This is a genomic window from Gluconobacter sp. OJA (genome assembly GCF_039638325.1).
GTDB classification, from domain to species: Bacteria; Pseudomonadota; Alphaproteobacteria; order Acetobacterales; family Acetobacteraceae; genus Gluconobacter; species Gluconobacter cerinus.
The window spans coordinates 96,066-115,733 of record NZ_JBDIWI010000005.1; the positions used below are offsets into that span (position 1 = coordinate 96,066).

Annotated in this window: 21 protein-coding genes; 12 read left to right on the top strand and 9 right to left on the bottom strand. The window is 54.6% G+C overall.

Annotated features, from left to right (window positions below; genetic code table 11):
- The first annotated feature begins 91 nt into the window (after window positions 1-91).
- Together ABDK75_RS16535 and ABDK75_RS16540 are read left to right on the top strand one after the other, a co-directional pair.
- The gene (locus ABDK75_RS16535) at window positions 92-295 is read left to right on the top strand and encodes a hypothetical protein (RefSeq protein ID WP_346006464.1); all 204 of its coding nucleotides are present in this window, start codon (window positions 92-94) and stop codon (window positions 293-295) included.
- Complete coding sequence (locus ABDK75_RS16540; RefSeq protein WP_346006465.1) at window positions 292-2,763, top strand: AAA family ATPase; 2,472 nt, start codon at window positions 292-294, stop codon at window positions 2,761-2,763. Before ABDK75_RS16535 ends, ABDK75_RS16540 begins: the two co-directional genes overlap by 4 nt.
- Window positions 2,764-2,936: 173 nt before the next feature.
- On the opposite strand, the gene ABDK75_RS16545 is transcribed toward ABDK75_RS16540, so the two are convergent.
- On the bottom strand, window positions 2,937-3,530 hold the full coding sequence (locus tag ABDK75_RS16545; protein WP_346006466.1) for a recombinase family protein: 594 nt from the start codon (window positions 3,528-3,530) through the stop codon (window positions 2,937-2,939).
- Window positions 3,531-3,738: 208 nt separating this feature from the next.
- Between ABDK75_RS16545 and ABDK75_RS16550 the strand changes: the two genes are divergently transcribed.
- Window positions 3,739-4,005 carry a hypothetical protein gene (locus ABDK75_RS16550; protein WP_346006467.1) on the top strand — a complete coding sequence of 89 codons (267 nt, stop codon included), beginning with the start codon at window positions 3,739-3,741 and terminating at the stop codon, window positions 4,003-4,005.
- Window positions 4,005-4,394, top strand: coding sequence for a type II toxin-antitoxin system VapC family toxin (locus tag ABDK75_RS16555; RefSeq protein ID WP_346006468.1), 390 nt, complete (start codon window positions 4,005-4,007; stop codon window positions 4,392-4,394). Before ABDK75_RS16550 ends, ABDK75_RS16555 begins: the two co-directional genes overlap by 1 nt.
- Before the next feature lie 181 nt (window positions 4,395-4,575).
- Here the strand turns inward: ABDK75_RS16555 and ABDK75_RS16560 are convergent, their stop codons facing one another.
- Window positions 4,576-5,466: an AraC family transcriptional regulator gene (locus ABDK75_RS16560; protein WP_019092362.1), complete on the bottom strand. Its 891-nt coding sequence runs from the start codon at window positions 5,464-5,466 to the stop codon at window positions 4,576-4,578.
- Between the two features lie 218 nt (window positions 5,467-5,684).
- On the opposite strand from ABDK75_RS16560, the gene ABDK75_RS16565 reads away from it, so the two are divergent.
- The 4 genes from ABDK75_RS16565 (at window position 5,685) to ABDK75_RS16580 (ending at window position 7,958) form a co-directional block, all read left to right on the top strand.
- The gene (locus ABDK75_RS16565; RefSeq protein ID WP_019092361.1) at window positions 5,685-6,086 is read left to right on the top strand and encodes a VOC family protein; all 402 of its coding nucleotides are present in this window, start codon (window positions 5,685-5,687) and stop codon (window positions 6,084-6,086) included.
- Window positions 6,076-7,101: a saccharopine dehydrogenase NADP-binding domain-containing protein gene (locus ABDK75_RS16570; RefSeq protein WP_019092360.1), complete on the top strand. Its 1,026-nt coding sequence runs from the start codon at window positions 6,076-6,078 to the stop codon at window positions 7,099-7,101. The genes ABDK75_RS16565 and ABDK75_RS16570 overlap by 11 nt, the downstream gene beginning before the upstream one ends.
- 20 nt (window positions 7,102-7,121) lie before the next feature.
- Complete coding sequence (locus ABDK75_RS16575) at window positions 7,122-7,709, top strand: DNA-3-methyladenine glycosylase I (protein ID WP_087636567.1); 588 nt, start codon at window positions 7,122-7,124, stop codon at window positions 7,707-7,709.
- A 72-nt stretch (window positions 7,710-7,781) separates the two neighbouring features.
- Window positions 7,782-7,958 (top strand): SDR family NAD(P)-dependent oxidoreductase, encoded by a 177-nt coding sequence (locus tag ABDK75_RS16580; RefSeq protein ID WP_346006469.1) that lies wholly within the window; start codon window positions 7,782-7,784, stop codon window positions 7,956-7,958.
- Between the two features lie 105 nt (window positions 7,959-8,063).
- Here ABDK75_RS16580 and ABDK75_RS16585 read toward each other — a convergent pair whose 3' ends face one another.
- Entirely contained in the window at window positions 8,064-9,143 is a 1,080-nt protein-coding gene (locus ABDK75_RS16585) for an IS5 family transposase (protein ID WP_346006470.1), read from the bottom strand.
- Between the two features lie 79 nt (window positions 9,144-9,222).
- Here ABDK75_RS16585 and ABDK75_RS16590 point away from each other — a divergent pair, with 79 nt between their 5' ends.
- Together ABDK75_RS16590 and ABDK75_RS16595 are read left to right on the top strand one after the other, a co-directional pair.
- Entirely contained in the window at window positions 9,223-9,852 is a 630-nt protein-coding gene (locus ABDK75_RS16590) for an SDR family oxidoreductase (RefSeq protein ID WP_346006471.1), read from the top strand.
- A 277-nt stretch (window positions 9,853-10,129) separates the two neighbouring features.
- Complete coding sequence (locus ABDK75_RS16595) at window positions 10,130-10,777, top strand: hypothetical protein (protein ID WP_346006472.1); 648 nt, start codon at window positions 10,130-10,132, stop codon at window positions 10,775-10,777.
- A 359-nt stretch (window positions 10,778-11,136) separates the two neighbouring features.
- Here ABDK75_RS16595 and ABDK75_RS16600 read toward each other — a convergent pair whose 3' ends face one another.
- The gene (locus ABDK75_RS16600) at window positions 11,137-12,153 is read right to left on the bottom strand and encodes a hypothetical protein (protein ID WP_346006473.1); all 1,017 of its coding nucleotides are present in this window, start codon (window positions 12,151-12,153) and stop codon (window positions 11,137-11,139) included.
- Between the two features lie 801 nt (window positions 12,154-12,954).
- On the opposite strand from ABDK75_RS16600, the gene ABDK75_RS16610 reads away from it, so the two are divergent.
- A protein-coding gene (locus ABDK75_RS16610; RefSeq protein WP_346006474.1) for an IS3 family transposase occupies window positions 12,955-14,141 on the top strand; the annotation gives its coding sequence in 2 pieces (ribosomal slippage) (window positions 12,955-13,213 and window positions 13,213-14,141; 1,188 coding nt in all).
- 261 nt (window positions 14,142-14,402) lie between these two features.
- Here ABDK75_RS16610 and ABDK75_RS16615 read toward each other — a convergent pair.
- The 5 genes from ABDK75_RS16615 to ABDK75_RS16635 all read right to left on the bottom strand — a co-directional run bounded on the left by ABDK75_RS16615 (window position 14,403) and on the right by ABDK75_RS16635 (window position 18,947).
- Entirely contained in the window at window positions 14,403-15,344 is a 942-nt protein-coding gene (locus ABDK75_RS16615; protein ID WP_346006475.1) for a replication protein RepA, read from the bottom strand.
- A gap of 358 nt (window positions 15,345-15,702) precedes the next feature.
- A complete protein-coding gene (locus ABDK75_RS16620) occupies window positions 15,703-16,491 on the bottom strand; it encodes a segregation/condensation protein A (protein ID WP_346006476.1) in 789 nt (262 codons plus the stop codon).
- Window positions 16,484-17,269: a hypothetical protein gene (locus ABDK75_RS16625; RefSeq protein WP_346006477.1), complete on the bottom strand. Its 786-nt coding sequence runs from the start codon at window positions 17,267-17,269 to the stop codon at window positions 16,484-16,486. The genes ABDK75_RS16620 and ABDK75_RS16625 overlap by 8 nt, the downstream gene beginning before the upstream one ends.
- Window positions 17,270-17,272: 3 nt before the next feature.
- Window positions 17,273-18,271 (bottom strand): tyrosine-type recombinase/integrase, encoded by a 999-nt coding sequence (locus tag ABDK75_RS16630; protein WP_346006478.1) that lies wholly within the window; start codon window positions 18,269-18,271, stop codon window positions 17,273-17,275.
- A gap of 151 nt (window positions 18,272-18,422) precedes the next feature.
- On the bottom strand, window positions 18,423-18,947 hold the full coding sequence (locus tag ABDK75_RS16635) for an SMC-Scp complex subunit ScpB (protein ID WP_346006479.1): 525 nt from the start codon (window positions 18,945-18,947) through the stop codon (window positions 18,423-18,425).
- A gap of 138 nt (window positions 18,948-19,085) precedes the next feature.
- Here ABDK75_RS16635 and ABDK75_RS16640 point away from each other — a divergent pair, with 138 nt between their 5' ends.
- Complete coding sequence (locus tag ABDK75_RS16640; protein WP_346006480.1) at window positions 19,086-19,502, top strand: hypothetical protein; 417 nt, start codon at window positions 19,086-19,088, stop codon at window positions 19,500-19,502.
- Window positions 19,503-19,668 lie beyond the last annotated feature (166 nt).

Genomic DNA, 19,668 nt, shown 5'->3' on the forward strand with positions numbered 1-19,668 from the left:
GCCGCTAACAACTTACGCGCATTCGATTACAGCGATCCAAAATGGCCGGATGCAGCACATCATGATAGCATAGCCGTTAGGAGGCAACGCAATGTCCGATCATGAAGGCAGCCAATCGCAAACGAGTTCCGAAGGATCTGTAGTCGATCAGATCCTCGAAGCCTTCCTGACTAAAGTCGAAGCCGAGCCTTTGATGTTGGAGGTGGCTAAGCAGCTTCGGAATACCCTCCTTGTGGATCGGGAAGATAGTGAGACTCAACTGAAGCATGCCCTCTTCATTGGAGAGGAAGTGTGATCCACGTCGAGACTTTAAGGGTCCACGAGTTCCGCGGTGTTCGTGATCTCACCCTAAACCTGAATGGCAAGAACTTTGCGATCTGCGGCCCCAACGGAACTGGTAAGAGTGGAATCGTCGACGCACTGGAATTTGTGTTGTCCGGAACGGTGTCACGGCTGACCGGGCGTGGACGCGGCGATCTATCGATTAAACTGCACGCGCCGCACATCGACTGTGTAACGCCAGAGGACGCTTGGGCAGAAGCAGTGGTGCGCCTCAGTCAGTCCGATAAGACGATGACTATCCGCCGAACAGTGAAAGCGCCGAACACGCCGACGTTGACCCCCGACACAACGGAGACGCGAAAGGTTCTCGCTTACTTGCAGGACCATCCAGAGTTTGCCCTATCACGGCGAGAGGTCACCAACTACGTTCTCGCCGAGCCGGGCGCTCGATCCAAGGATGTGCAGGAGCTCTTGAAGCTCGACCGCATCAACACGCTGCGGCTCCGCTTTACGAAGATCGCCCGTGACGCCACATCGGCGGAGAGGTCCGCGGCACAAGCCACGAAAACGGCGGAGGCCGCGTTTGATCGCGCTCTCAATCTGACGGCCAAAGCCCAGACGGCCGTCCAGGTTGTCAACACGCAACGGATGATCCTTGGCCTCCCCGCTCTTTCGGAAATCTTGGATGACACCGTCATCATAGCCGGTGTTGCGGAAACGAGTGGACAGGTGACCGCTATCGTCAACAAAGCCGTGGCGAGCAACGATCTGCAGGCACTTCGTGAGGCCCAGGCGACGCGTAGCGAGACCACTTTCGATAAAGAACGAACCGGCACAGTCGATCAGCTTAAAGAACTGGAAAAAGACGCCAGTCTTCTGAATGCGGTCGTCCGCGACGACTTCTTGAAGACCGCTCTTGATCTCTTCGACGGCGAACACTGTCCGGCTTGCGGCGTGCCATATAAGTTCGATGAATTTGTCAGCATCGTTGGGGCGAAGCGCGCCAAGCTCGTCGAGGTAAAGGCCCTCCGAGAGAGGGCCGAGGCGAAGCTGGCACCGATTGTCGCTCAACTTGTGACCGAACGGGATATGCTCCGATCCGTCTGGCCGCACGCTAAGGCGCTCATCTCAGTAGAATTGATGGGTGCTTTCGGAAAATGGGGCGTGGCTCTGAGCACGGCCATCGAAAGTCTTCAGGACTTCCTGCCGGTCGACGCGACCCTCAAGACCTTGGGGGCTCTGCCTGATCCTGAAGATCTAGCGCCTCTGCTGGCAGACCTCGAAAAGGCGGTTAATGCGCTACCCGAGCCCTCGGCTCAGAACGCGGCGGCAAGCATGCTCGGCGCGGCCCAAGAGCGACTCAATGTCCTCCATACCGCTATTAGAACGGAGGCCCGCGCCGCCAAGGAGGCTAAGGTCGCCGCGAAGGTTTCGACTCTCTATGCCCAAGAAACAGAGGCTGCACTCGAAGCTATTTACCAGAAGGTCCAGACGCGGTTCTCGGAGCTCTATCGGAAACTGAACGCGGACGATGAAGATGCCTTCGACGCTGAGATGAAGCAGGAGAAGGCAAGTCTCGACTTCAAGGTCGACTTCTATAAGCGGGGTAAGTTTCCGCCCGGAGCGTACCATAGCGAGGGGCACCAAGACAGCATGGGGCTCTGCCTTTACCTTGCACTGATGGACCACTTGCAGGGCAAGCGATTCACATTCGCCGTGCTCGATGACGTGCTGATGTCCGTGGACACCAGCCATCGGCGGGAAGTAACGCGTATGCTCATTACGGAATTCCCCAACACCCAGTTCGTCCTGACCACGCATGACCCCGTTTGGATGAAGCTGATGCAGACTACAGGCTTGGTGCCGTCAAGGAATGTAGTCCGTTTTCGAAAATGGTCAGTGGAAACCGGCCCCTCTATCTGGCTCGACAACGACGTCTGGAGCGAAATCGAGGCCGCCGTCGCCAACGGTGATGTCCGCAATGCCGCTGCTCAGTTGCGCAACTACCTTGAATACGTTGCCGCGGAGGCCTGCCAAGCCTTCCGGGCTAAAGTCCTTTACAATGCGGACGGTCGTTACGATCTCGGCGATCTTCTTGAGCCTGCCCTCAACCGGCTGCGCGAACTTTACAGCGATGGAATTAAGGTCGCCGAAACATGGAATGACGCCGCTAAGACAGACTTAATTAAGGTCAGGAAGATCAATCTCGAATCCGCCATTACGGGGGCTTCGATTGAACAGTGGCAGATTAATCCGGCGGTTCACTTCAATGAATGGGCAAATTTTGATCAAAAAGATTTCGGCCCAGTTGTTGCAGCCTACCGGGCGCTAGTCGCGCTCCTCCACTGCCCGACATGTAATGCACTCTTCGAGGTCACCCCTCCGCGCGGAGCCAAGAAACATCTCCTTTGCAACTGCGGAGCATCCAACATCAGCTTTACCCGCAAACCCAAAGCCCTCGGCTTGAGACAGTCCATATAGATGACGGATCGGGATTTAGCTCGCCATTTCGCACTGTAAGCAGTTACCGTTAAGGTCAGAAACGAGCCCAGATGTGTCTTCGTGATAGCCGGACAGATCATGTCAGCTAAGCGGAAAACAGTGCAAAGGTCCATATCTCTACGTCCGAGTTGTAGGCGTAAGCAGACCTACCGCTAGACGGAGCCGGGGGGAAAGCTGTCACTTCGAACCCGCATAATAGTCTGGCGACTTGTAGAAAATTTTCTGGCTAGTGCAGACACGCTCATACCCTCCGCCAGGTCTTTGAGCACGCTTTGCTTCTCACCTTCTGACAGTACAGAAGGTCGCCCCAGGGTTTTTCCTTCTGACTTTGCTCGTCTGAGGCCGGACTGCGTCCGCTCAATCAGCAGATCCCGTTCAAACTGTGCAACAGCATTCAGAACCTGCATCGTCATTGTGCCGGACGAGCTGGTCAGATCAGCACCACCAAGAGCGAGACAGTAAACCTTCACTCCCATGGCTCCCAGCATTTTAACCGTGGTGCTGACATCCATCGCATCGCGACCAAGACGATCAAGCTTGGTCACGATCAGAACATCTCCAGCTTCCAGTCTATCCATGAGGCGAGCAAAGCCACGCCGTTGCGCGATGGATGTACTCCCGGAAATTGTTTCGGTAACGACGCGACGCGGCTCAACCCGAAAACCGGCTGCTTCAATTTCCTGAATCTGGTTTTCGGTCGTCTGCCCGACTGTTGAGACGCGAACATAGGCAAAGGTGCGTGGCATGGGGTTCATTTCGTCCGAATAGGATGTCCGAAATGTTAGCCATGTCCGGAATCCTGTCAAGGTAATTTACGGACAGGTCGCTCTTCCCCTGTCCGTAAACGATCGTTTTCGGACAGGGAGAACTTATGGCATTACCACATAAAATGACCTATGTTATAAATATGACCTAGATCAATGTCGTAACCTCGTGGTGCCGGAGAGCATTTATATGATTCGTATCAATGTTATGCCGAATGGCCGACTTGTCCTGCCGATTGGCCTGCGTAAATCACTCGGCGTCGAAAAAGGCGGTCAGGTCATGGCGGAGATCGTGGACGGGGAGGTTCGGTTGATAACGCCCGATGCCTCGCTTGATCGAGCCAGAGCATTGTTCCGAAAATATGTCCCGGCCGGCATGTCGATTACCGACGAAGTCATCGCTGAACGACGTGCAGAAAATGCGCTGGACAACCATGACGATAAGGTGCAGCGCTGATGCCGATTTGCGTCATCGACACGTCCGCTGTCTTTGCGGACTTGAACGAAGAAACCGGAGCTGAAGAAGCTCGGCGCTGGCTACGTGATGCAGCCATCTCCGCCATAAACCTGCAGGAAATCGTTTCCAAAGCCGTTGATAAAGGCGTTCCGGCCGAAGGAATATCCGAACTGATCGCAGCTCTGCGCCTCGACGTACGGCCTCTTGATCATAACCTAGCTCTCGCGGCCGGATTGATGCGCGATGCGACCAAGCGGGTCGGTCTCAGCCACGGAGACCGCGCCTGTCTGGCATTAGCAAAAAAAATGAATCTCCCTGCGGTCACGGCAGATCGGGCATGGGCTGAAATTGCTGAAGCAATCGGCGTTGAAGTGGTTCTCATTCGATAGACTTACTGGTTGTAAATCTTGTGTAGGTTTTCTGTTCCGCAGCCACCCAAACCCCGGGGGAGCTGCTAGAAAAAGCGGACCTACTGCTTACGCCTACATTTACGCCCTAAGGAAGGACTACGGCTTTTCCAAAAGCGGACCTCGCCTGCTTTTGCCTTTCCATAATCATCGTGAACAGCAATTAATCCCTGCCTGAAGTTATCCGCCGTAGTCGCACAACGTCTCTGGAGGGAGGGAGGCCAAACTGTCGTGCATAGTCTCGGCTGAACTGAGTGGGACTTTCATATCCAACATGGAAGGCAGCGAACGTTATATTGCCTTCGCCCGCGATCAGGAGCGATCGGGCATGGAGCAGCCTTACACGCTTCTGATACTGAAGCGGGCTCAGTGCGGTCACAGCCTTGAAGTGGCGATGAAAGGTGGAGATGCTGAGTGCTGCCATCTCTGCCAGGTCGCTGACACGTAGCGGCCTGGCGAAATTTTCCCGGATCCAGTGGACTGTATTGGCAACCCGCGAAAGGGCGGTGTCAGGTGTGGTGATGTCACGCAGCATCCAGCCGAGCGGTCCCTGAAGGACGCGGAACAGGATCTCGCGTTCGTAGACTGGCGCAAGGGCGGCAATTTCATCCGGGTGTTCTATCAGCCGTAGCAGACGAACCCATGCATCCAGTAGCTCCGGGGTAACAGGTGCGACCGAAAAGCCGGGACTGGAGGGATCGCTCCCGGCAGGTTCAGGCAGATCTGCCAGCAGACTGGCGATAATGGCGGGCGTCAGCGTCAGGCTCACCGCCAAGTAGGGCTGGCCCTTTTCCGACGGATGCAAGGCGCCGACAGCAGGCAGATCGACCGACATCACAAAATAGGTTGCCGGATCATAGCGAAGGGTTCGGCTGCCCACTGTCATGGTTTTCGAACCCGTCAGGATCACGTTGATCATGGGTTCATAGACGGCCGTAAGTTGATGCTCGGGGATTTCACCCTGCACCATGGCAACCCGCGGAATGCCTGTCTCCGTCCGACGGTTTTCTGCCCGTGCGGCCAGATGCCTGAGTTCCTGAAGCTGCGTTTCCATACCCGGCGTTGTTTCACAGCCCTTTTCCCCGAGCAACGGAAAAGCAGAAACAGGCAGGTTTCAGAGAGAATCGTGAGAGCGATCATCTGCTGTCGACATTATCTCTTGTTTCTCCAGGTCGGGCGATAAGCTCCGACGAGTATTGGCATGGGTATTGGCGGCAACCGAAATGCCAGACCATCGAAGTGTCTGGCTGTTATAATCTTTGAGGATTTCCCATGCTCGATCATATCTTTCTGACAGTGAGCGATATCAACCGATCGATCGCCTTTTACCAAGCCGTGCTTCCACACCTCGGAATCACAAACCGCCTCGATTATGACGGAAAGAATGCGCCAGTTGACTATCCGGATCTCAAGGGTTTCGGTGCCGGGGGCCGCATGTTCTTCTGGCTGCGACAGGGAGCGGCAGCAGCCGGGGCGGTCCATGTCGGCTTTGTCGCGGAATCTGCCGCCATAGTGGAAGCGGCCTTTGAGGCTGCTCTGGCGGCCGGCGCAACCGGCCTCCACCCCCCGGGGCCGCAGCTTCATTATGACCCGCGATACTATGCCGCCCAGGTCCGCGATCCGGACGGCTACAGCCTCGAATTCGTCTACAAGAGCTGGCAGCATGGCCGCTGAGGTTCTGTGTATGATTTCCACTGAAAATCCCTCGCGGATACTGATGATCTATGGGGCTTATGGTTATACCGGCCGCATGGTTGCCGAGCATGCGAAAGCAGTCGGTCTTTCCATCATTCTCGCCGGTCGCAGGGCAGACGGGCTTGAGGAACTCGCGACCCGGCTTGGGGCGGATTATCGTGTGTTCAGTCTCGAACAGAACACCGCCATCGATCTGGCCCTGTCAGATGTGACGGTGCTGCTGAACTGTGCAGGCCCTTATCGACGCACGGCTGAGCCACTGATGCGGAGTGCTATTCGCTGTGGGGTTCATTACCTTGATATCGCGGCGGAACTGGACAGCTACCGCCTTGCCGCGCAACTGGATACGATTGCCGGTGCCGCAGGCGTCATACTGCTTCCGGGCAGCGGCGGCAGTGTTGCCATGCTGGGATGCCTCGCCGGACATACGGCGGAACGCGTGCAGGCCCCCCAAAAAATCGCCATTGCGCTGAATGTCTCCGGCACCATGTCACGTGGCTCGGCAATCACTGCTGCGGAAAATGTAACGCCGGAGACGCTGATCTGCAAAGAGGGCCATCTTGTCGCATGTCCGGCACCTGATCAGAGGCCTTTTGATTTCGGCCATGGTGCGGTGTCATGTTTTCCGGTGACACTTCCAGATCTCATCACGATCGGACGGGCAACCCATATTCCGGATATCGAGACATTCGTGCATATCTCGGGCAATGCTTTTCCGGGCGGCGACCTCGCACTTCTTCCCGATGGCCCCGACGCGCAGGAACGGAAAGCACACCGCTATCAGGCAGCGGCCGAGGTAACGGGAGCGAATGGCATCACAGTCCGTTCGGTTCTTGATACGGTGAACGGCTACACCTTCACGCCTCTGGCCGCAGTCGAAGCCGCGCGCCGCGTGCTTGGGGGAGAAGTCCGCCCCGGCTTCCAGACGCCTGCCGGCCTGTTCGGGAACGGTTTTGCCGGGACCATCGCCGATACCCGCATCGTTGACCTGTAATTCCATACAAGAGACGCTTAATGGATCATAAATGTCGTTGTGCCTGGGCCAGTTCGAGCCCCCTGATGCAGGATTACCATGATACCGAATGGGGCGTGCCAGAGCGTGATCCGCGCAGGCTCTGGGAAATGCTGATGCTCGAAGGCTTTCAGGCAGGACTCTCCTGGGAGATCGTGCTGCGAAAACGTGCGGCGTTCCGGGATGCCTTTGTGGACTTCGATCCCCGAAAAGTGGCCGCCTTCACCGCAAAAGATGTCGAACGACTGATGGGAAATGCCGGTATTATCCGCGCACGTGCCAAAATCGAGGCGACCATCCTTGGCGCACAGATTTTCAATGAGATGCAGGAGGCCGGGGACGATCTCTCCGCCTTCTGCTGGTCGTTCACAGACGGCAGACCATTGGAAGGAACAGGGTCCGATACGGAAACTGAGTTATCCCAGACTATCTCGAAAACATTGAAAAAGCGAGGATTCAAGTTCGTTGGCCCGACCATCGTCTATGCCTGGATGCAGGCGGTTGGCATCGTCAACGATCATTCCCCATCCTGCTTCCGCAGAGACGCGGTTGAGAAAATGTCTGCAGGATCTGATTACTGCAGACAGTAACCGCTGTCACCAGCGCGACATCGCATCGTCTTTCTTCTCTCCTTCAGACGTAATCCGGAGTTATCACGCAAGATGAAAAACGAGTTCGATAAGAAGCGAGTGCTGGTCACAGGCGGCACGAAGGGAATTGGCGCGGCGATTGCCCATCGGTTTGCCGCATCAGGTGCACAGGTTGCAACAACGGCGCGCGCGCCCTCGGCCTCCCGGGATGCCGATCTCATGTGGAGGGATCGAAGAACCGTTGGTTGATGTGTCTTGGTTCTGATTTTGGGCTTTTGGCGATTTGATTGACGGTTCTTTGGGTCGCTTTCGCTCTGCGTTTTGAGTAGAGAGAAGGCCTCCTTCTCTGGATTGCTATGCTGTAGTGCTGATCCGTTCCAGGAAGATGAAGCGGCGCATGTTGTAGACGATATTGGCCAGTCCGATCCTCGTGGTGGCTCGGGTGATGCCGACGGTTCGGACGAACAACCCTGTCTGTGATTTCTGATCCGCAAAGACATGCTCAACGCAGGATCGGATCACGGACTTGCCTGCATTGGATCGCTGGATATGGCGGGGCATGGGTTTGAGGTGCGGCTTTTTCCTGTGAACCTTTGAGACGAAACCCTCTTTGTCCATGAAGTCCTCATTGGCTTTTGAGCGATAGGCTGTATCTGCCCAAACGGTTGAGGCCGTATTGGTTTTATCTAGCAGGCCTTCTCTCAATCGTGCCCCATCGCTGGCGGCGGCATCCGTCGTTTTCCATTTGCGGATCAGCCTGAATTTTCGATCGATGGAAACATGCGATTTGTAGCCAAAGAACGGAATGGCAAGATCCGTTGACGGGATCGTCCCATCATCCTGCCGCTTTGCTTTGGTGAACTTCAGTGTCCAGCGCGCATGGCGATCCTTGTGGGACAATTTGGATGGCTTGTCCTGCCAGTCTTCAGGAATACGCCCTGCCCGGAGGTCGGCTTTCTCAGTGTTGGTATTGCGCTGCTTTGGAGCGGCTACCAATGTTGCATCCAGGATCTGACCCGACATCGGCAGATAGCCCGCGTTCCGTAGGGTCGCGTCAAATCGGTCAAACAGTCTTTCAATGGCCCCCGCCTGGATCAGGCGTTCACGGAACAGCCAGACCGTTTTGGCATCCGGCACACGGTCCGACAGCCCCAGGCCAAGGAAACGCATGAACGACAGGCGATCGTTGATCAGATACTCTGTCCGCTCATCAGACAAATTGTTCAGCGTCTGGATCACCAGGATTTTGAACATCAGCACCGGATCAAACGGCGGACGCCCGCCTTTGCTCCCATCCGAATACGCCAGAGCCTTGTCCAGATCAGGGCGGAAGACCTCAAAATCCACAGTCCGGGAAAACGCTTCGAGTTGATCGCCAAGTCCACTCAACCGAGCAAGCCTCTCTTCAACATCAAAGAAACCAAGCTGTTTCATAGCGCCATTCCCTCAACCAGAACCGAAGGAAGGGAATCACATAGAAAGCATCGAAAACAGAGGGTTTTTCGAACCCTCCATGTTTGTCGCGGCTGATCTCGGGACAACCGCGGGCGTTGATGCGGTTGTGAAGGAAATTGAGAACAAATGGGGCGGACTTGATATTCTCATCAATAATCTTGGAGCCACGGCTACGCCTCCCGGCGGCTTCGAGACACTGACAGATGCGTTCTGGCAGCAGGTACTTGATATCAATCTGATGGCGCCAGTCCGTCTTGACCGTGCCTTCATTCCGGGGATGCTCGAAAGAAAGCACGGCGTGGTCATTCACATAGGCTCAATCGCCCATATCATGCCGCCATCACAGTCGACACTGGCCTATGCTTCTGCAAAAGGCGCACTACGAACTTACAGTAAGGGCCTTTCGAGGACGGTTGCAGCAGGCGGCGTAAGGGTAAACATGGTGTCGCCGGGTTTTATCGAGACGTCTGGTGCGCATGGGATGATCACGGAAATCCAGCAAAACAGGCATATATCCGAGGATGCTGCACGTCAGTACGTCATGGACATGATTGGCGGGATCCCTGTTGGTCGCCCGGGCCGTCCTGATGAGGTGGCAGAACTTGTTGCGTTTTTGGCATCTGACCGCAGCGGATATATCGTTGGCGTGGATTACGTTCTGGATGGCGGCACTATTCCAACAGTGTAGCGAGCCGGTTTGGCGCTTCGTACTGCTTATCTGCAGTTAAAAGACGTTTGGCTTTCCCGCTAAACAACCTGTCTGCTCAGTGAATGGTAGCAGATAGGCTGTAGTCGCCTCTTATGAAACATACGAACACGCCGTATTAATCCCGAAAGCGGACTATTTATTCTGATAGGCTTTATCTAAAGACTGAAATGGTTAAATATCTTAATTGTTAATGTAATTCCTTCCGAGAAATTTTCTAAATTCTGATTATTTTCGGAATATTAAAGGAATATAATAGTTGGTATCTAACGAAGAAATAGAAAAGCGAATCAATGAAGCGCGTAAGTTGGGCCAAGTGAGCTCTTCCGAGTGGCAGCCTTACACATGGAAGAACGAGCTAGCCGAGCAGCGCCGCAGAATTATTACGCACCTTGGCGAAGCACTTGCTGAGGAGGAAACCGACTACAACCCCTATCATATGCTAGAAAGGGCGGTAGGAGTTGCCGCAATATGCATGAGACGGTTGATAGAATGCCGGCTGGTAACGGATCGTTTTTGCGCAACTCCTCTGGAGGTTCACGAGATTATGCGTAAGAAGGATGCGGAATGGCGTGAACAGTTCGTAAGTCGCACTGCAAGCGGGATATACAACAACTATGATATGACAGTGCGGAAGTTGGGGAGAGAAAAGCCGAAAACAATTTCCGACAAAATGCTGCACGCACGGGTCATAGGCGTTCTTTCTGGGAGCGACTATTTGCCAGACGGCTTGTTGGTCGCATCAGATACGCAGAGCAAGAAGCAGCTTTTTCATTTCTCGCCATGTGAGATTACAGGTATCTTCGATGCATTTTTGGAGGATAAAGTCTGCCAGATCTCTGATGGGTATTTGGATCAGAATGGCCAGTTCTTGGGAACTGGAAACGTGTTTGCGATAAGAAAATAGACAGAATTTGTGCTCCGAGTTCACAGATGCTCAATGTTCCCTGTTCAAGACGTCCGCTTATCGAAGCCCATCCATCAATGGCGGACACTTCGCTGTCCCCCGATATGTCTGTCCGCTCAATGACGTAGGAGCAGACAGGTGGCAGTAGCCGTCTGTCGGACATGCAGTCGCCAAGATCTCTTTCGACAGGGCTGACATGATCAGTGCAAACTCCGGTTGCCATTTTGGCCGAAAGCCGATGGTCCGCTCTGGATCGGAAAATGAGAGGAAGGGGACATTAACGATTGCGCCCTCATTTCAAAAGGTCATGACCGTTGCATGAGTAGCTAGCGATTTAGACTAAGTCACACTATGACCTCTCACGTTGTTGCTAATCGTGGTTCAAATAAAATCAGACCATTTTTTGCTGCGCAAAATACCCGCTCGTAACACTGCTCGACCACCCGACGATTATACTGCGCAAGCATGTTGAGGTCGTTGCGGCGAAACGTAACATTTATTTGTGGTGGCCATACTTTCTCACGGGCAGCAAGGGCGTATGCAAGAAGTTCCGGATGTGCTTTATCCTTTAAAAGAACGACGGGATCACAAACGAAATAATGGACGAACGCCGTGGAGCAAAGATTAAACGAGAATGCCATGTGTGCGCCGTTTTCGAACGGTTGACTAAATCCTCTATCAGAAAGAAGGCAGTACGCATTTTCGTATTCGCAAACAAAAGCTGCGATATAATTCTTCCGATCCTCCAGTAGGTTCTTGATTATGTCTTCAAAGAAATTGGTATGTCCTGTGTACATTGGTGTCAGCAACATAAATAGTAAACGTAGCCATTCAATATATTGCAGGTCGCTAATGCCTAGGGTACGACACAAGTATTCTTGTTGCGGCTTCTTCCCATTTACTATTCGTCGATAGCTAGCGAGCAATACCCGATCGGTAGGATCATAGCTAGAAACACCTGGAAAAGTGTTTAGTACCTTTTGGATACAAAATGGATTACGCACAAAATTGATAAGCTTAGCCGCGAACAAATCGATAATCTCGGATTTTACATCATGATCCCCCGCATTTAATTTAGCGAGCAGAGACTTTGTGTGGGTTTCGATATACCCTTCATACCTTTGGAATAGTGACTCAAAATTGTATCGTAATTTGTTGTCATCAAGAACATCAAAGCTGAACAGATCGAACACAGACAAATTTTTTTCGATGAAGTTGCCCTTTGAATTTTCTAACTTGAGGAGGTAGCTTTCACGTTTGGCGATCTTAAAAGAATATATGCGTTGATTGTCTTTGTGGGCATGTGGGTTCAATGCGTTGAGCCTTTGATCCACTTGTGCGAGAAAGTGTTGATTGCGCGTATTATTAGCTTCCATGGTAAATGTTTAAGCACAAATGGCAATGAAAGTCAGTGATGCGCTCTTACATCGCCACCAGTTTGCAACAGGTTGAACGGCTGCTTTCGGAACTGTCGGTGCAACTGAAGTAACAAAAATGGGTGCAACTGAAGTGACAAAAATGGATGCCTAGCGGTTGTTACACATAACCGAACGAACGGCAGAAAATGTGTCTGGACTCTTCCAAACCAGACCTTCTTTTTACCCCCCCCAAGCTGCCCACAAATGGCTTTATACAGTGACTGAAAACTAGCCATTTGCGGTAGAGATTCACGATGCCGCCACGGCATGGCCCAATCCCCATAGGAAAACGGATGTTTTCCAACAGGCAGGCTGCAACTGTGACGCGCCGCCATGTGTTCTGAGCAAAATCTTAAGGAGAAGTGGCAACAAACCCTGTCGGGTTGGCGTAAGCGGCGAGAACGTGGAAAATAGGGTTTTTCGACAGGCTTATCGGCTATATGCGCGTTTTTCTTATGCCGATGTGCGCCAATTAGTGGATCTGCAGCAGGCTTGCTCTCGGCTCAAGGTTAGTTGTCGGGCAAATACAACAAGTCATACCATCGCTCGCACTTGGTGCTATAGTTAGCCGAGCACCGGACGTTGGCTTCACGTGGCAAGGTCTTGATAGTATCGCGAGCTTTACCAACGCACGTCACATCGGAATGCCAGAAGTGGAACCAGTGATTGACGTCCATACCCAGTACGAATCCGAGAGGTGGTCCCCATTTTTCGGACAGGACGATAAGCTATAATCCGACCTGAGAGAGGACGGGTTTTATGGGCAAGGTTACGCGCAAGAGGTATGCGGCAGAGTTCAAGTCACGGGTTGCCCTGGAAGCGATCCGTGGGGAACTGACGCTGGCGGAACTGGCGTCGAAACATGGTGTGCATCAGACGATGATCGCCCAGTGGAAACGGCAGGCGATCGAGGGGATGGCGGCGACCTTCTCCGGGAAGCCGGTGGCCGAGCCCCCGGTCAGCCCTGCTGATGTGGAGAAACTGCACGCGAAGATAGGCGAGCTTCTCGTGGAACGGGATTTTTTACGCGATGCCTCTGCTCGGTTGGGCGTGATCAGAGGCGGCAGATGATTGACCCACAGCGACCGCGCCTTTCCATTGTCCGGCAATGCCTGCTGCTGCATCTGAACCGGTCTGGCGTCTACTATCGGCCAGTGCCACAGAGCGAGGCCAATCTGGCGTTGATGCGGCTGATCGACGCCCAGTTCCTGGAAACGCCATATTATGGCTCACGGCAGATGACATGGTATCTGCGCCGCCTGGGATATGAAGTCGGCCGCAAGCGGGTCCGGCGGCTCATGGCGATCATGGGCCTGCGGGCGGTCTACCAGAAGCCGCGCACGAGTGTGCCTCATCCGGAGCATCGGAAATATCCGTATCTGCTGCGGGATCTGGTCATTGAGCGGCCTAACCAGGTCTGGTGTTCCGATATCACGTATATCCCCATGAAACGGGGATTTCTCTATCTCGTGGCGATCATGGACTGGTTCACGCGCAAGGTGCTGTCCTGGCGTCTGTCGAACACGATGGATGCGGAGTTCTGCATCGAGGCGCTACAGGATGCCCTCACGCGCTATGGCGCTCCGGAAATTTTCAATACTGACCAAGGGTCGCAGTTTACGACGCCCCGTTTCACCGGGCTCCTGGAAGAGCGTCAGATCCGCATCAGCATGGACGGGCGCGGTCGCTGGCTGGATAACGTGTTCATCGAGCGTCTGTGGCGGTCGCTGAAATATGAATGCGTCTATTTGCATGCGTTCGAGACCGGATCGGAGCTACGGGCCGGGCTTGCCGGATGGATCACCCATTATAACGGGCAGCGTCCGCACTCGGCGCTGGCTGGACGTACGCCCGATGAGGCGTATTATGACGTGCCGACGCCATCTGGTCCGGGGTTAACCCCGGACCAGATGGCCAACAGCAGCGCCGTCAGAAGGGCGGCATAACAACAACCGGGTATAGCTTATCAAGCCCGCAAAACTGTCCGAACGGACGGGTCCACCTCTCCGTTCCCGACTCTATAGACTTTGTTGACGCCATTTCAGTGCGCGCCGATCGGGAATACCTTCTGCCGCCACTGTTTTGGATCAAGACTGCTTTTTACTCCCATCTGAATAGCTTAGAGTCCTTTTCAAATCATGGCTAAAAACCTCAAAGCCCATGCTGCAGGTAAAGGATTCGATCCTTCCATATTTTCAGTGGGAACTTTAGCGACTTTCTTGCTGTCGAATTTGAGAAGACTTAGGCGTTTTTGGAGATATTGGCGGCTTTGAGGGGTACAAGGTTAGTCCAGCTGATGTCACATCAGTCTTAGCATCTGGGTATACAGCTTGAGCTAATTTTAAATTATCGATGAATTTCGCTTTAAAGTGGCCCATACGAACGACACCCGTCCCAAATTGGGCTTTAATAGCAATCCAAGATATAGGGGTAGGGCGGTGTAAAACATGTAGTCGATAAGCTAGCCAGCAATAAATATCGAGGGCTTGAGAGTGTCCATTTAAAGATCTAATCGCAGCTTCCTCAATTGGAACGGGGTGGCGAATTAGTTGTTCAAAAAACACTTCTGATAACTTCACACGTTCTAAAAATTGTGTCTTATTTTGCGGATTATCATCGAAAAACATCGCTGTGTCGACAATGTTTTGATTGATTAGGCCGCTAGAGTTCCCACCATGAAATTCGAAGTTAATTCGGCATCTAGAGATGCGTTCAGCTTGTTCGCGTACGTCGGCAATGGATTTTCCGCCTTGTGGAATACCCATTCGTTTAAGCCAATCTCGGAGGCTCCGGCCTAATTCAACCTCTCGATTGTTAGTTTTTAGCGCCTCAGTTTGTAAATAGAGCATGATTAGGCGCGCTTTAGATCCGTATGGAACTCCGACATAAACTGGCTGGCCTGAGGGTGACGCCTTTCGACCAGGTTCTACAACCATCGTCACTCTGTCGGTCGTAACTTGCCATGCGGCGTCATCAGAAAGCCTTTTATGTGGTAAGCCTACGTGAGTGAAGCCGCTGTAGAGAAAGCCAATAGAGCTTTCTTCCATTGCCATATATTCCGCCGCGATTTTGATAATGCGACGGTCATAATCGAAGGAGAGAGCGCCTTGGCGGCCTTCGTTCTCGATAAGGTCATGGATAGTTCCCATGAAGCAAGTTTTACACCGTTGATTGAGTTTGTCTCCGGGAACTTTAGCGACACTTTGGCTACTAGGAAAAGATATTAGGAATTGGATATTAGTATGTGCCGCTAAAGTTCTCGGGATAAGGCATTTTTTGCGAGTCTTAGGTCGCTAATGTTCCCGATATCGGCCGCTAGAGTTCCCATACCGTCTCTAGAGTTCCCAAAGATCGCTAAAGTTCTCGGGAACGAATGTGCCGCTAGAGTTCCCGCACAGATCATCCAAGATGGGAACTTTAGCGACAACAGGTCGACTCGAGGCCTTGAACTAGTGAGCGTGCGAATAAAAAATATGTTTCTTAATAGGCCGAATAGAAAAGTTTTAATCATCTCTTAGATGTTTTTCCGGTGTGGAATATCAACGTGGATATTACGATTGCGATCGATGGTTCTTGCTTCTGGACATATATTTCGCCTTGTTTTTCCAGCTCCAAAACTGCTAAAAAATGAGCAGCCCAAGTGGCCTTGCGCTGCATTAGGTTTTGAGGGCTCGCCCCAAGAGAAAAATGCTTCACGCCCTCGACGAGGTCCCACGTGCTCTCCGGATGGTCCCGAATTTTCCGCTGCCACCATGCCAAAGCGTCCTGAACAGAAACACGCGGTACAAAAGAAGGCTGGAAGATACTCTCTGGCGGCCGCAGCCTTGCCCTCCGACGAGACGCTGACAAAAGCGCGTCCAGCAGATCCCGGGTGAGGATTGAAGACGCTGTCTCAGCAGCAGAAGGCGAGGGGGGCAGTTTCCCGCGTCCAAAAACACTTTCGCCCAGCACCGCCCGAGTTTCAAAACACTCCACGGCTTGCAAAAGCGTGTTCTTTCGAAGCAGGGCGCATTGGATCTGCTCGGCTGCTGAGTGGGCGGCAAGGTGCTCTTCAGTATCTTCCCGAAGCAGAAGAGCCGAGCGCATTTGAAGAAGGGTCGCTGCCAGAACAAGATCGTTCGCAGTTTGTTCGAGGGGACGGTTTTTAAGCCGCTCTTCCACGCAGATCAAAAACTGATCGATCAGCTCTCTCAGCGGCAGCGTCCGAAGATCTATCGCATGACGACGGACGGCCTGCAGCAGCGCCTCCAGCGGGCCCTGCCAGGCTCCAACTTCCAAAAGCAGTCCCTCAGACATCGTAAAGCGGGCGTATGGAAAAGGTGAGGTCGGGCCATTGGGTCGCAATGGCCCGAAGAGCCGGCCAAGGCGTCCAGTCCGCCGACCAGAAAGAAAAACTCCAGTGGTTGGTGATCTTTTTCGGATGCCCGTCCATGACTTCGACTTGCCGCAGTGGCCGGGAGGTTCCCCAGTGCTCCCACAGCCACGTTTGTGTCATGGGGGAAGCGGGGCCGAGGGAGAGAAGATCCAGAGGCATAGGACAAAGGGCATTAAGGTCAAACGGAACAGAGCTCGATCCTGTCTCCTGCGCGAGAAGGACCGTCTGAGTCTGGACAATCTGGCCGATCAAAGCGGCTGTCCGGGAGTCCCCAACGGGAAAGATCCGGCTCAGATCTTCGCGGTTGGTGACATCCGGTCCCCACGACAGACGCCCAGTCCCCGCTGCTGCCGCCCGGAACTGGGCCAGCACGGCTTCTGACCCTGTGACGGTCAAGACATGTGCCAGCCAGTCCGGTTGAGGATTGAATAGCGGACGAGAAAGAGGGGTCTTCGGCTCTAACAGCTCTGACCCGGCGATTGAAAATGCCGTGCCGCTTGCCGGTGGCCTTGGGGTGTGGCGGGTGAGCGCTGGACGGGTGGGGAGACGAAAGCCGCCCCCCAGTTCATCGTCGTCACTGGGGCCCGGTTCGAGATACCCGTGGGCAACGGGTCGTGCTTCCAGTTCCAGACGATAGGCTTCCAGGCGCGCGACTGTCGCATCAACGTCGGCGATGATTTCAGCCGTTGTCTGTGGCACGGGCTACAGGTCCAGAAGATGGGCGGGAGAATCCAGGTCCAGACGGGCCCGACGGACATAGCGGCGCATGCTGCGCAGGTCCCGGTGGCGGGTGTGTGCCATGATCTGCTCGTCACGGGCATTAGCCCGGAAGGCCTCAGTGACGAAGCCGGCACGCAGCCCATGCGGGCTGAGGCGTTCCCCGGAAGGCACCTTAAGCCCGGCCACCCTGGCACGGCGCAGCAGGACCTGCCGGACGGCATCCGGATGCAGGGCATCGCGTCCCACCTGCTCCCAGCGATTGATAGACCGGAAGAGGGGACCGTCCATAATCTCGGCCTTCTTCAGCCAGTGCTCCAGAGCTAGGACAGGGCAGGTTTCGCGATGCTTGCCACGCGGCAAAAAAATCTCTTCGCCCCGGTGTTCGGGGTCTGTCTTGCTGCGGGCGATATGGAGCTTCAAGCCGGTCGCCACGATCCGGACGGTCTCTGTCGTTAAAGCAACCAGCTCTGAACGGCGCAGCGCCCCGGCAAAGCCGATCAGCAGAAGGGCCCGATCGCGCAGATCCGCCAGCCCTTCGACGGTTTTGCTATGCTCGGGTGCGACGAGTTTGCGGAGTTCCTGGGAGGTGAGGGCAGCGGCCTGTTTCTGCGGCGCGCCATACACACGCCCTGCCGCGCGGAGGGTGGTGCGGATGGCCGCATGGCCGGAACTCCACTCCAACCCCCGCATGCGATGCTGATACCCAATGGCAGCCAAGCGACGGTTGAGGGCAGAACGGCTGAAACGCGGTGCCAGACTGTGCAGCCAGGCCGCGACGACGGGAGGAGCGGCCGGAAGAGGGGACGTTCCGTGTTCGTCGCACCAGTGACAGAAGGCCTGCCAGTCATGGGCATACGCTCGCAGGGTTTCGGGTGCATAGGCCGCGGTCCGGGCACTGTCTTTTGCTGCGTCCAAGGCACTTTGCAGAGCAGGGGAGGGCGCTTCGGAGAGACGCTTTGCGGTATCTGTCGGGACTGTCATGCCGGTGATCTTCCCTCTGAAATATCCACTGAATCTGCCGTAAGACAACAATTAAGGCAACCTTGATCTAATACGCGGTAAGAGAACATTACCACGTGTTAGAATAACAAAAAACAGTCTCAAAATCCCCGCAGAAAGAGCCCAAAAGGGCCTAGAGCGGCCCCCTGAGGCCTTCCAGCAGCGGATCCAGCTCCGCCAGAGACCTCAGCCCGTAGGTCACGAGGAAGGTCTCGGTCGTCCCCCAAAGCTGCGGCTGGCCTGGCACTGGCTTGCGACCGAGGCTGCGAATGAGATCCTTCTCCTGCAGGAGGGCCAGGGTCTTCTGCGACAGGGCGGCATCCCGGAAGCTTTCGATTTCGGGTCGGGTGATCGGCTGACGCGCAGCGATCAGCAGGAGCACTTCTAGCACGGCCCGGGGCAGGCGTTCTGGCGGTCGCTCCAATACCGCCCTCAGGGTTTCTGCCAGATCGGGGGCAGTACGGAACATCCAGCCGTCTCCAGCCGCGACCAGTTCAAACCCCAGCCCCTCGGTGCGCCTGGCCACTTGGCTCAGGATCTGGGCAGTCTCTACGTCCTCTCCCAGAGCCCGCGCCAGCATCATTCGGGACACAGGACCGCTGCTCTGGAAGAGGAGGGCTTCAGCGAGACGGACGGGATCGGGGACAGAAGACGTCATGGTCGAGAACATAGGGCCGGTTCTCCGTTTTCCGCCAGGGTTTGCGATATGCTCGGGGTGGATCTTTTCTAGAAGAGTAGGCGGCCAGGCTCCGGAAGACGTCGTCTTTAAACGTTGTTTTTGTGCTAAAGGACAGAAATGCCGATCCGACGGGAACTGAAAGCGCTTTATCCTCCCAACTGGCCCGAGTTGAGCCGACAGGTGCGGTTCGAGCGAGCCGGGGGAATATGCCAGCGGTGTGGTCGACCCCATGGACAAATCCTGCAGGTCCTTCCGGATGGTCGGTGGAAGCATCCGGAGACGGGGCACTGGTTCAATGGGAGGGGACGGCCTGTTGCACCTCCCGATCTGATTGCTTTGCTTCAGACCCGGCAGACCAAGGTGGTTTTGGCCGCTGCGCATTTGAACCACGATCCCACGGTCAACCGGTTGCGCAATCTTCGGGCGCTGTGCCAGCGCTGCCACCTGCTGCATGATCGCGTATATCATCTGGCTCAACGGCGGCTTACGTTCCGACGACGCCTGGCGCTTGGGGACTTTTTCGAAGGTCCTTAGCCGATAGGAATGATGCTTGATGAGACTGGAACGCGCTAGGGTGTTTAGTCCCGGGATTTGATGGTGTGGTATTTTCACGTGAGTGGAAGGAAGCATTATGGGACAGATACGTCATGGCAGCGCCACGACCACGCACGCCGTGCGAGCAGCAATACAGCGATCGCAG

What these genes read in the sequence shown, in the direction of transcription:
- ABDK75_RS16535 (WP_346006464.1), top strand. Translation starts at nt 92, where the DNA reads ATGTCCGATCATGAAGGCAGCCAATCGCAAACGAGTTCCGAAGGATCT.
- ABDK75_RS16545 (WP_346006466.1), bottom strand. Translation starts at nt 3,530, where the DNA reads ATGCCACGCACCTTTGCCTATGTTCGCGTCTCAACAGTCGGGCAGACG.
- ABDK75_RS16550 (WP_346006467.1), top strand. Translation starts at nt 3,739, where the DNA reads ATGATTCGTATCAATGTTATGCCGAATGGCCGACTTGTCCTGCCGATT.
- ABDK75_RS16555 (WP_346006468.1), top strand. Translation starts at nt 4,005, where the DNA reads ATGCCGATTTGCGTCATCGACACGTCCGCTGTCTTTGCGGACTTGAAC.
- ABDK75_RS16560 (WP_019092362.1), bottom strand. Translation starts at nt 5,466, where the DNA reads ATGGAAACGCAGCTTCAGGAACTCAGGCATCTGGCCGCACGGGCAGAA.
- ABDK75_RS16565 (WP_019092361.1), top strand. Translation starts at nt 5,685, where the DNA reads ATGCTCGATCATATCTTTCTGACAGTGAGCGATATCAACCGATCGATC.
- ABDK75_RS16570 (WP_019092360.1), top strand. Translation starts at nt 6,076, where the DNA reads ATGGCCGCTGAGGTTCTGTGTATGATTTCCACTGAAAATCCCTCGCGG.
- ABDK75_RS16575 (WP_087636567.1), top strand. Translation starts at nt 7,122, where the DNA reads ATGGATCATAAATGTCGTTGTGCCTGGGCCAGTTCGAGCCCCCTGATG.
- ABDK75_RS16580 (WP_346006469.1), top strand. Translation starts at nt 7,782, where the DNA reads ATGAAAAACGAGTTCGATAAGAAGCGAGTGCTGGTCACAGGCGGCACG.
- ABDK75_RS16585 (WP_346006470.1), bottom strand. Translation starts at nt 9,143, where the DNA reads ATGAAACAGCTTGGTTTCTTTGATGTTGAAGAGAGGCTTGCTCGGTTG.
- ABDK75_RS16590 (WP_346006471.1), top strand. Translation starts at nt 9,223, where the DNA reads ATGTTTGTCGCGGCTGATCTCGGGACAACCGCGGGCGTTGATGCGGTT.
- ABDK75_RS16600 (WP_346006473.1), bottom strand. Translation starts at nt 12,153, where the DNA reads ATGGAAGCTAATAATACGCGCAATCAACACTTTCTCGCACAAGTGGAT.
- ABDK75_RS16615 (WP_346006475.1), bottom strand. Translation starts at nt 15,344, where the DNA reads ATGGGAACTATCCATGACCTTATCGAGAACGAAGGCCGCCAAGGCGCT.
- ABDK75_RS16620 (WP_346006476.1), bottom strand. Translation starts at nt 16,491, where the DNA reads ATGTCTGAGGGACTGCTTTTGGAAGTTGGAGCCTGGCAGGGCCCGCTG.
- ABDK75_RS16630 (WP_346006478.1), bottom strand. Translation starts at nt 18,271, where the DNA reads ATGACAGTCCCGACAGATACCGCAAAGCGTCTCTCCGAAGCGCCCTCC.
- ABDK75_RS16635 (WP_346006479.1), bottom strand. Translation starts at nt 18,947, where the DNA reads ATGACGTCTTCTGTCCCCGATCCCGTCCGTCTCGCTGAAGCCCTCCTC.
- ABDK75_RS16640 (WP_346006480.1), top strand. Translation starts at nt 19,086, where the DNA reads ATGCCGATCCGACGGGAACTGAAAGCGCTTTATCCTCCCAACTGGCCC.